10 protein-coding genes are annotated in these 10,422 nt (G+C 33.7%); 7 read left to right on the top strand and 3 right to left on the bottom strand.

The annotated features are described in order from the left end of the window. Nucleotides 1–146: 146 nt before the first annotated feature. Nucleotides 147–710 (top strand): Rpn family recombination-promoting nuclease/putative transposase, encoded by a 564-nt coding sequence (locus tag DWW96_RS10085; protein WP_117910318.1) that lies wholly within the window; start codon nt 147–149, stop codon nt 708–710. Between the two features lie 228 nt (nt 711–938). On the opposite strand, the gene DWW96_RS10080 is transcribed toward DWW96_RS10085, so the two are convergent. The 3 genes from DWW96_RS10080 to DWW96_RS10070 form a co-directional block, all read right to left on the bottom strand. Beyond that, nucleotides 939–1,772: a J domain-containing protein gene (locus DWW96_RS10080; protein WP_117910317.1), complete on the bottom strand. Its 834-nt coding sequence runs from the start codon at nt 1,770–1,772 to the stop codon at nt 939–941. A gap of 103 nt (nt 1,773–1,875) precedes the next feature. After that, complete coding sequence (locus DWW96_RS10075) at nt 1,876–2,877, bottom strand: DUF5685 family protein (RefSeq protein ID WP_117910316.1); 1,002 nt, start codon at nt 2,875–2,877, stop codon at nt 1,876–1,878. Between the two features lie 160 nt (nt 2,878–3,037). After that, nucleotides 3,038–3,442 (bottom strand): hypothetical protein, encoded by a 405-nt coding sequence (locus DWW96_RS10070; RefSeq protein ID WP_117910315.1) that lies wholly within the window; start codon nt 3,440–3,442, stop codon nt 3,038–3,040. Nucleotides 3,443–4,161: 719 nt separating this feature from the next. Between DWW96_RS10070 and DWW96_RS10065 the strand changes: the two genes are divergently transcribed. From DWW96_RS10065 to DWW96_RS10040, 6 genes are all read left to right on the top strand, one after another. Further along, a complete protein-coding gene (locus DWW96_RS10065; RefSeq protein WP_117910314.1) occupies nt 4,162–5,619 on the top strand; it encodes a sugar transferase in 1,458 nt (485 codons plus the stop codon). A 181-nt stretch (nt 5,620–5,800) separates the two neighbouring features. Continuing rightward, nucleotides 5,801–6,931 carry a glycosyltransferase family 4 protein gene (locus DWW96_RS10060; RefSeq protein ID WP_117910313.1) on the top strand — a complete coding sequence of 377 codons (1,131 nt, stop codon included), beginning with the start codon at nt 5,801–5,803 and terminating at the stop codon, nt 6,929–6,931. A gap of 3 nt (nt 6,932–6,934) precedes the next feature. Beyond that, nucleotides 6,935–7,936, top strand: coding sequence for an acyltransferase (locus DWW96_RS10055; protein WP_117910312.1), 1,002 nt, complete (start codon nt 6,935–6,937; stop codon nt 7,934–7,936). Then, nucleotides 7,926–8,189: a glycosyltransferase gene (locus DWW96_RS10050; protein WP_347496342.1), complete on the top strand. Its 264-nt coding sequence runs from the start codon at nt 7,926–7,928 to the stop codon at nt 8,187–8,189. The genes DWW96_RS10055 and DWW96_RS10050 overlap by 11 nt, the downstream gene beginning before the upstream one ends. Nucleotide 8,190: 1 nt before the next feature. Continuing rightward, a complete protein-coding gene (locus tag DWW96_RS10045) occupies nt 8,191–9,204 on the top strand; it encodes an acyltransferase (protein WP_117910311.1) in 1,014 nt (337 codons plus the stop codon). A 3-nt stretch (nt 9,205–9,207) separates the two neighbouring features. Then, nucleotides 9,208–10,407, top strand: coding sequence for a glycosyltransferase (locus DWW96_RS10040; RefSeq protein ID WP_117910310.1), 1,200 nt, complete (start codon nt 9,208–9,210; stop codon nt 10,405–10,407). Nucleotides 10,408–10,422 lie beyond the last annotated feature (15 nt).

Raw genomic sequence — 10,422 nt, 5'->3', positions numbered from 1 at the left:
AAATCCTCGTGTCTCTGGTTCGATTCCGGAACTGGGCACTAACTATGTCCGAAGCAAAAGAGAGAGGGACAAGACAGAAAAGACGCAGGAATGACAGATAAATTTAAAAACGGCAAAAACCGTAACAGAATAAACATGAATGACAGATAAGGAAGCAGAAATGCTTCTTTTTTTATTATATAGGGCAAGTCCGTATTTATAAAGGCGAATCATATGATATACTTAAGGAAAGTTATGTCATATTTATCTGTACATTTGATTTTTTTGAAAAAGGAAGAAGTGTTTACGAGTTTGAAAATGTATGCCTGGAAGATAGTGAAATCAAGTTAAATGACGGAACGCATAAGATATTTCTAAACACAAAAGGCGATAAAAGTGACATAAATGAGGAACTGAAATCATTATTGGAATATTTTGACGGCAGCGAACCTGAAAGTGAACTTACGAGAAGGATAGACAGAAAGGTAATCGCAGCCAGAAAAAATGAGAGATGGAGGCGAGAGTATATGTCATTACAGATGGAGATGAATCTAAAGTATAGAGAGGGTCTGAAGGACGGAATGAAGGCTGGAGAAGAAAAAGGTCAGGAGAATACAAATAAATTAATTAAAATACTTTTAAAAGAAAAAAGATATGATGACTTAGAAAAATCAGCTCAGGATATTGAGTACCAGAATAAACTGATGAAGGAATATAAGATTATAGACTAGTTCAATATAACAATAAAGTTAATGTTGATATGAATAAAAGATGATATAAATAAGTGATAATTGATATTAAAAAGAATGATAATAGATATCAATAAAGCATAATAATAGATATTAAAAAATAAAGCATAATAAAATATCTATTAATAAAAAAGAACTTAAAGCCTGAAAGTTATTAATAATTTTCAAACTTTGAGTTCTTTTTATTAATAAATTAAATTGTAATTTATTTTATCGGTAAGTGTATCCACCACCACAACCTGCGCAACAAGCATTGCAACAAAGATTTGCAAGACAGCAGGCTAAGAGTGGGTTACTGCAAATAATTGTAGGCATTCCACCATAACTGCTTTGACGAGAAGTGTACCAGCTGCCACCACTTTCGAATGTACGGACAAGTTGCTGGTAAGTAGCATTATTAGGCTCCATTGAAGATGCCATGCGGGCATGCTCAAGAGCTTGGACATTGTTGCCTACGCCTTTATTTGCGATAGCACTATAATAATACCATGTAGCATTTTTGTTGGAAATTGTATTTAATACATTAAGTGCCTCGGCATAATGTTGGTTATTAATGTAGTTAGCTGCAGCACGCATATGCATCTCGTCTTCTGACATATTTGAAGAGTTGCCATAATTACCTGCATTACCGTAGCCTGTACCAAAGCCACCAAAATTGCCGAAACCTCCAAAATCAAATCCACCAAAGTCCCAATCGCCGAAACCACCGGAATTATAGCCACCGGAACCATTAGAGCCATAGCCACCAAAACCACCGGAATTTCCAGATCCATAACTGCCTGAATTACCATAGCCGGAGCCATAGCCGCCATAAGTTCCACTGCCATAAGAAGAACCACCATAGCCATTTGCACCATGCTTGCGTGCATCCATAATCTGACTATATGCCTGTTGAACCTGCTTGAATTTCTCTTCAGCCTGTTCCTTGTTAGGGTTGTTAATATTTGCATCAGGGTGGTATTTGCGGCTTAGAGCCTTGTATGCTTTTTTTATTTCATCTTCAGAGGCATCTGGTCTAACCCCTAAAACATCATAAGGATTCATATATCTATTCTCTTTCTAAATTTTTGCTGTGATTATGTTATAATACGATAGAATATTGTTAATAAAAATTAATTCTGAAAAATTAAAACATCACAATAAAAAATTATTTGTTTTCTAAATTTTTTGAAACACGCCGTTCATAGGAATTCCAAACTCCGGAATACAAAATATTACGAAGAATATCAGCGTTGTCAACAGCGGGGAGCATTTCGAAAGCATCGGAACACTCAGCCATCATCATTGTAAGCATATCTTTGACATGAGTTTCAAAATCCGGGTCAGTATAACAATTTGAAAAAACATTGTAGCGCCCCTTTTTGACATCTTCCTCAACATCGTCAAATGCGTCCATAATGTAGATAAATTTGCCAAGGTAAAAGCCCATGCGACCAAGACCTTTGGCGTAAATATCGTCAAACGGCACAAATAAAATTTGCATTATTTTACCAAATAAACCGGCTACCACATCAACGTTGGTTTCATTCATTTTTTCGCGGGTACCGAGTTCGTCCAACAAAGATGAAATAGCTTCGATTTTATTTTTATAGGAATAATCAGGAGAAATATGCAAATGCCCGGAATCGTCAGTAAAATAAGAATTCTGATTGTTACTGTCAGAATTTGGCTGAGTAGCTGCAACTGAACCATCGTCAACAGCGCTTGGCTGAGTAGCTGCAACTGAACCATCGTCAGTTGAATCAGAAGTGGCATGTACATTATTTAAATTTTTCCCAATTGACCCTTTTTTTAATAATTTTGAATAAGCAAGCTTAAGAACGCTTCTGTCATCGTGCCAGTCATCCAGACATTTGAAATAAGAAAGGATGACGTTCATGTCAGCAACATAATCCGTAAATTCTGAGGAAATGATGTTCTGACGCCTTAGAGGGTGCACAACGCAACGTTTTGAAGTGACGTTGTGCTCCGGCTCGTAAAGCGAAGAAAGAAGGATAACTAAAAAGGTCATGTCATAGGACAGGGTTAATTGCCCTGACAGACCGTGTCGCTTGCTAAGTGAGTGGCATAAGCCACAATAATACGCCCGATAGACATCAAATTCCCTAAATTTGAGTTCGGGTTTGTTTACAACTACATATCCAAACATGGAGTCCTCCAGACAAAATAAGTAAAGAACCACAAATCAAATCGGCTCTAAGTTAAATCACACAATCAGTCGTAAATACTTAATGCTCTCTTAAAAGGAAATTCTTACGCATGTTGTTAAATTATATAATCAGTTGCAGACTATTTATGCATCTGATAAATTAACTTTTTTTAATAAATGTCTGGGAACATTTTGGACAACGGATTTCGATGCGGCCTTTGCCACGAGGAATACGAATGCGTTGTCTGCAACGTGGACATCTGTAAAAATGATAAAATCTTCTTTGGCTGAAAATTTCTTTTTCACGCTGAAATTTTCTTAAGAAGGAAGCTTTTAAACTTAAATATTTGTTGTTCTCCTGGTAGCGCTTCTGAATATTTTTTGAAAACATTCTTATATACATCAAAATAATTAAAATAAGTGAAATATAATAAATAATCCCGGACAAACGTCTTGGGACAAATAACGAAAGCACGCATAAAACCAGTGCGAAAATAAGCATTGCTCTGCCAAGTTGATCTACTCCATACCTCCCGTACATTAACTTCGCTAATTTTTCACGCAAATCTAAGACTCCTTCCATATAAAAATAAGAAAAGTTCTAAAGTCTATCATAAAACCTTAAAACTTTGCCCCTTACTTATAAGAAATATTAACCCTAAAGAAAAAGAAAAACAAGGTAATATAAAGAGAATTAACAAATCCGTTACAAATGTTAACAAAATAGACAAAAGAAAAATACAAGAAAGGTCAGAATGCGAAAAAAACTGAAAAAAATTGGTGTATATTATAAACAAACAGATAAAAGGTAAAAAGAAAACAACGCAAATAGCAAAAAAAGATAGAAAATAGCATAAATATTATGGGGATTTTTAAAATGAGCTAAAATACATATGTAGTAAATATATAATAAAAATATTTTTATTGTAACTTTTCCATAAGAAAAGCAGAAAATATTGATAAAACTAACAAAATCAATGTACAAAGAAAGTCGTAGATGATATAATAATAAAAGATTGTGTCTAAAAAATAAGCAACAAATTTACATATTGAACTAAAAATAAAACAAGTTGTAAGAATGAAAATTATATAGATAATTTAATAAAAATATGAATATTATTCACCAAACGGTAAATAAAGTGATTGCTTATTGGATAATAAACAAGAAGATTATACATCAAATAATGATAAGGTAAATATTCATTAAGTAAATAAGTAATAAAATCATTCGCCTAACTAATATATAAAGCAAACTAGAGAAAATACAAAGGGGGAGGGTTGAGAGTGTACAACGGAACAAGTAACAAGTGGACAAAACATTTTGATTTCATAATAGTAGATGTTATATGCATTAATGTAGCGTTCTTTCTAGCTACACTGATATATTCAGGGTCTGGGCATATGTACAACACTTCCCTATATAGAAATGTAACAATATCATTAACACTGATACACTTTTGTGTGGCATTTTTCAGGAACGGATACTCAGGAATCCTTAGACGAGGATATCTGAAAGAAATGAAGGACGTAGTGTATCATAACGCAATAATAATGGCAGTGTTATTTGTATATTTGTTTTTGATACACCAGGCGAATAACGTGTCGAGAATAGTAATATTAATATTCTTTGCGATGGACACAATACTAATGTACATAAGCCATATAGCATTTAAGAAATTTTATGCAGTACGTAAGAATTATGATAATGCTAAGGAAAATATGCTGCTTGTTGTATCATCAGACATGGCAGCAGACACTATCAACAAGATAAGCAACGGACCGGACAAGAGATTTGAGATAGTGGGAATCGCATTGACAGATGTGATGGACATTAAAGAATCAGACATAGATGAAATAGAAGGAATACCTGTAGTTGCCGATGCCAATTCCGTATACGAATATGCGAGGGCAAATGTCATAAATGACGTATTTATCAGAGTAAGCGGAGTAAACAGTTTCGTCGTAGAAGGCATGGCATATGGATTTTTGAATATGGGAATTAAGGTGCATGTAAATGTAGAATTTCTTACACACGCTTTGCCAAATGCAGGATTTGAAACAATTAACGAGGTAGCAGTTGTAACGACAAGTATAAATCAGGTGTCACCGGTTGGAGCATTTGCAAAGAGAGCACTTGATATATGCGCAGGACTTGTAGGGTGCCTTGTTACAGGAATATTGTTTATATTTGTAGCGCCTGCGATTAAGATTGCAGACCCTAACGGACCAATATTTTTCTGCCAGTTAAGAGCAGGGAAAAATGGAAAACCATTTAAGTTCTACAAATTCCGTTCAATGTATTCAGATGCAGAAGAACGCAAAAAAGAACTTATGGAACAGAACAAGATGGACGGACTTATGTTTAAAATGGACGCAGACCCTAGAATTATAGGAAGCGGAAAAGACGGCACAAAGAAAGGACTCGGTCATTTCCTTAGAGCTACATCAATAGATGAATTTCCGAATTTCTACAGTATATTAAAAGGCGACATGAGTCTTGTAGGAACACGTCCGCCAACAATGGATGAATACGAACAGTACGAAGCTCATCACAAGAGCCGTCTTGCAACAAAACCGGGACTTACAGGAATGTGGCAGATAAGCGGTCGAAGCGATATGACGGACTTTGAAGAAATAGTAAAACTTGATAATGAGTACATAATGAACTGGAGCTTTGGACTGGATATAAAGATTATACTTAAGACTTTTCTTGTGGTAATTGCCAGAAAAGGGTCAGTATAAAATGATTTGATAAGGTTTAAGTACAAACGAAAATAACTATGTGAAAATTATTTGGCTAAATAAACTTAGCTGATAAAAATGATGAGATAAGTGAAATGTGGTGCCGGGCGATGCCTGGCACTATATGGAATAATAGGTAGGATACCGATAATAAAAATAAGAGAAATGAGAAACAGATAATATGAAAAATGGACAGTTGCGAATAGCAATGCTTGGTCATAAAAGAATACCGTCAAGAGAAGGCGGAGTCGAAATAGTAGTTGAGGAATTGGCTACCAGAATGGTGGAAAGAGGCAATGAGGTTACATGTCTTAACCGTGCCGGGCATCATGTAAGTGGAAAAGAATTCGATGAAAAAAATAAAAAAGAATATAAGGGAATCAGATTAAAAACAGTTCCTACATTAGATAAGAAAGGACTAGCTGCTATGACTGCTTCTGTGACGGGAGGAGTATGCGCTGCATTTGGCAAATACGATGTAGTACATTTTCATGCAGAGGGTCCTTGTGCCATGTTATGGCTACCTAAATTATTTGGGAAAAGATGCGTGGCAACAATTCATGGACTTGACCACCAGAGAGCAAAATGGGGAAAACTTGCAAGTACATACATAATGATGGGCGAAAAATGTGCAGTAAAACATGCTGATGAAATAATAGTGTTAAGTAAGGGCGTACAGGATTATTTCAGAGAAAAGTATGGTCGTGAAACAAGATTTATTCCGAACGGAGTGAATAGACCAGTTGTAAGAAAGGCAGATATCATACGATATAAATATGGACTTGAAAAAGATGACTATATATTATATCTGGGAAGACTGGTGCCGGAAAAGGGATTAAGATATCTTGTAGAAGCATTTAAAAAAGTAGATACGAAAAAGAAACTTGTAATAGCCGGCGGAAGTTCAGATACGGATGCATTTGCAAATGAAATTAAAGAAATGGCAAAGGACGATGACAGAATAATATTTACAGGATTTGTTCAGGGCGAGGAATTGGATGAGTTGTATAGTAATGCGTATGTATACACTTTGCCAAGTGATTTGGAAGGAATGCCACTTAGTATGCTTGAGGCAATGAGCTATGGAAATTGTTGTCTTGTATCAGATATAGATGAATGCGCGTCTGTTGTAGAAGACAAGGCGTTGGTGTTCAAAAAGTCGGATGTAGATGATTTGAGAGAAAAATTACAGCAGGCTTGTGATAAGCCTAAGATGGTTAAGAAATATAAAGAAGAAGCTGCAGATTTCATTTGCGAGAAATATAATTGGGATGATGTGGTTGAGAAAACAATGGAGTTGTATAGAGGTTAGAATATGGAAAAGAAACATTACAAATCTATAGACGGTTTAAGAACAATTGCGGCAGTAGGCATTGTTATGATGCATATGAGAGCAAATAATAATTATGAAATAGGTGGATATGTTTACAATAAAATAATTCCATCATTTACAAATTTTGTGTTTTTATTTATGGTAATTTCAGCTTTTGGAATGTGTTGCGGATATTATGAGAAAATATTAAAAAATGAAATTTCTTTAGAAAAATTTTACACAAAAAGATTTGTAAAAATATTACCTTTTTTTGGACTATTAGTTTTAATTGATTTAATTATGTCTCATTCAATTGAAGCTTTGTATGAGGGCTTTGCAGATTTAACACTGATGTTTGGATTTCTGCCAAATGGAGGAAATATATCTGTTATCGGAGTTGGTTGGTTTATAGGATTAATATTTGTATTCTATATATGTTTTCCTTTTTATTGTGTTTTATTAAAAAATAAAAAGAGAGCTTGGATAGCATTTATAATTAGCGTGTTATACAATTTAATAGGTACAAATTATTTTGATATAGGAAGAAAGAATATACTATTTAGTGCCTGCTTTTTTATTGCAGGAGGATTGATTTACCTATATAGAGATGAAATCTTGAAAATAAAGAATTGGTTGATATTAGGTGTTACATGCATTGCTATAGTTGCATATTATCTGTTGAATCAATGTATATTTATGTGTTTGCTGGTTCCTTCAGTATTACTAATGTATGCGATTATTTCAGATACAAAGTTTTTAAATAACAAGATCACGAAATTCATAAGTGGAATTAGTATGGAAATATATTTGTGCCATATGATGATATTTAGAGTTTTAGAAAAATTGAAAATTACAAGTATACTTGGAAACGGTTGGACTCAATATTTTGTTACAGTTATTTTGACGTTAATTGGAGCAATTGTATTTGCAATCGTTGTTAAAAAAGTATTTGAAGAGATAGATCGAAGAAAAAGGTTTAAGATATTTGGAAGGAATGCCACTTAGTCTGCTTGAGGCAATGAGCTATGGGAACTGTTGCCTTGTATCGGATATAGATGAATGTGCATCTGTAGTTGAAGATAAGGCGCTTATATTTGAAAAGTCGAATGTGGAACAATTAAAAGAAAGACTGCAGGAGGCTTGCGATAAGCCTGAGATGGTGGATGGATATAAAAAAGAAGCAGCAGATTTTATATGTGAAAAATACAGTTGGGATGATGTTGTGGAGAAAACGATGGAGTTGTATAGAGGAGTCTGAAATGGAAATAGGAAAGACAAAAGATAGAGAAAAATGGGTTGACTATGTAAAGGTTATAGCGTGCGTATTAGTTGTATTAGGACATTTTTTTCAAAGTATGGTTAAGTCTACGATAATACCAGATAATGATTTATATAGTTGGTTTAATAAGACAATATATTATTTCCATGTACCTTTGTTTTTTATATGTAGTGGATATTTATATCAAAAATATAGCAGAATTAAAAATATACTAGATTGGAAAAATAATATAATAAAAAAGTTAATTGCGCTTGGAATACCTTATTTTGTATTTTCGATTGTAACATGGATACTAAAAACAATGTTTGCAGGAAGTGTGAATGATGAAATGTCTGGGTTAGCAGAAACCTTATTTAAAAATCCAACGGCACCTTATTGGTATTTGTATAGTTTGTTTTTTATCTTTTTAATTACTATTACATATAAAAATAAAACTAATAAAATGTTATTGATTGCGTTTGCTATTGTTCTTAAAGCCATTGCATTATTGACAGGGGGAGTTGGAATATATGCTATTTCAACAGTTATGGCGAATGAAATATGGTTTGTTATAGGAATGTGCCTGACTGACATTGATATGGATAAGATGAATAATAGATTTGTAGGGATGCTGTTGGAAATTATATTTATCGTGTTAAGTGTGGTTGCTTATAAACAGAATATAACAAATGGCCTAGTTACATTTATACTTGGATTGTTAGCATGTGTTTCTGTTTTGTGGATAATGATTTCGTGTAGAAGATATAACAATAGATTTATGGATTATGTTGCAAAGTATACAATGCCAATATTTTTAATGCATACCTTATTTGCGGCACCAGTTAGAATTGTGCTAATGAAGATGGGATTAACCAATTCGATAATCCAAATAGTGATTGGATTAGCCATAAGTTTTATAGGACCTATATGTACAGCGATAGTACTGGAAAAAACAAAGTATTTGGAATTCGTGATTTATCCGAATAAAGTAATTAAACTATTGAAAAGGAGATAGATTGTGAAAATTTTAATGGTTAATAAATTTCTTTATCCTAATGGAGGTTCAGAAACATATATATTCAAATTAGGTGAGTATTTAGAAAGGCAGGGACACGAAGTACAATACTTTGGAATGGAACATGAAGGAAGATGTGTTGGAAATCATGCAGAAGCCTATACATCTGACATGGACTTTCATGGAGGCTCAAAGCTTTCTAAATTGACTTATCCAATTAAAACTATATATTCAAGCGAGGCAAGAAAGAAAATAAGGCTTGTTCTTGATGACTTTCGGCCAGATGTAGTCCATTTAAACAACTTTACATATCAGATAACTCCAAGTGTTATATTAGAAATAAAGAAATGGTCAAAACAGACAGGAAATAAATGCAAGATAGTTTTTACAGCGCATGATTATAATCTGGTTTGCCCAAATCATATGTGCAACAATCCAAATACACACGGAAATTGTGAAAAGTGTTTAGGCGGACATTTTATGAATTGCTTTAAAGGTAAGTGTATTCATGGAAGCACAGCCAAATCAGCAGTTGGAACAATGGAAGCAATGTTTTGGAAAATGAAAGGAACATATAAATACATAGATTCAATGATATGTTGTAGTGAATTTATGAAGACAAAGATGGATTCAAATCCTTTGTTTGCAAGTAAGACTATTGCACTTCATAATTTTATAGATAAAGTTGAATGGAAAGAAGCAGAGAAGAAAGATTATGTTCTTTACTTCGGAAGATTTTCAGAAGAAAAAGGAATAGGAACACTTATAGAAGTGTGTAAGAAACTTCCAGATGTTCAGTTTATATTTGCGGGAACAGGTCCTTTGGAAGAAGAAATTAATGGAATTAGTAATATTAAAAATGTAGGTTTTCAAAAGGGAGAAGCTCTTGAAAAACTTATAAGAGAAGCAAGATTCTCTATATATCCATCAGAATGGTATGAAAATTGCCCATTTTCAGTAATGGAAAGTCAGATGTATGGAACGCCGGTTCTTGGTGCTAATATTGGAGGAATTCCAGAACTGATATCAGTAGGAAAGACGGGGGAATTGTTTGAAAGCGGCAATGGCGAAGATTTAAAGAGTAAAATCGATGAATTGTGGAATGACAAAGAAAAGTTAGATAAATACAGTGAAAACTGTAAAGATATTAGCTTTGATACTATTGAGGAATATTGCAATAAATTGATTAAGATATACGAATAAAAGGAAAATAGGAGA

Origin of the sequence: Eubacterium sp. AF17-7, from assembly GCF_003461285.1 — a bacterium.
Lineage (GTDB): Bacteria > Bacillota > Clostridia > Lachnospirales > Lachnospiraceae > Eubacterium_U > Eubacterium_U album.
This window is presented reverse-complemented; position numbering and strand designations above follow the sequence as displayed.

Excerpts from the sequence above, each read along its gene's own strand:
- DWW96_RS10080 (WP_117910317.1), bottom strand. The coding sequence starts at position 1,772 with ATGAATCCTTATGATGTTTTAGGGGTTAGACCAGATGCCTCTGAAGAT.
- DWW96_RS10075 (WP_117910316.1), bottom strand. The coding sequence starts at position 2,877 with ATGTTTGGATATGTAGTTGTAAACAAACCCGAACTCAAATTTAGGGAA.
- DWW96_RS10060 (WP_117910313.1), top strand. The coding sequence starts at position 5,801 with ATGAAAAATGGACAGTTGCGAATAGCAATGCTTGGTCATAAAAGAATA.
- DWW96_RS10055 (WP_117910312.1), top strand. The coding sequence starts at position 6,935 with ATGGAAAAGAAACATTACAAATCTATAGACGGTTTAAGAACAATTGCG.
- DWW96_RS10050 (WP_347496342.1), top strand. The coding sequence starts at position 7,926 with ATGCCACTTAGTCTGCTTGAGGCAATGAGCTATGGGAACTGTTGCCTT.
- DWW96_RS10045 (WP_117910311.1), top strand. The coding sequence starts at position 8,191 with ATGGAAATAGGAAAGACAAAAGATAGAGAAAAATGGGTTGACTATGTA.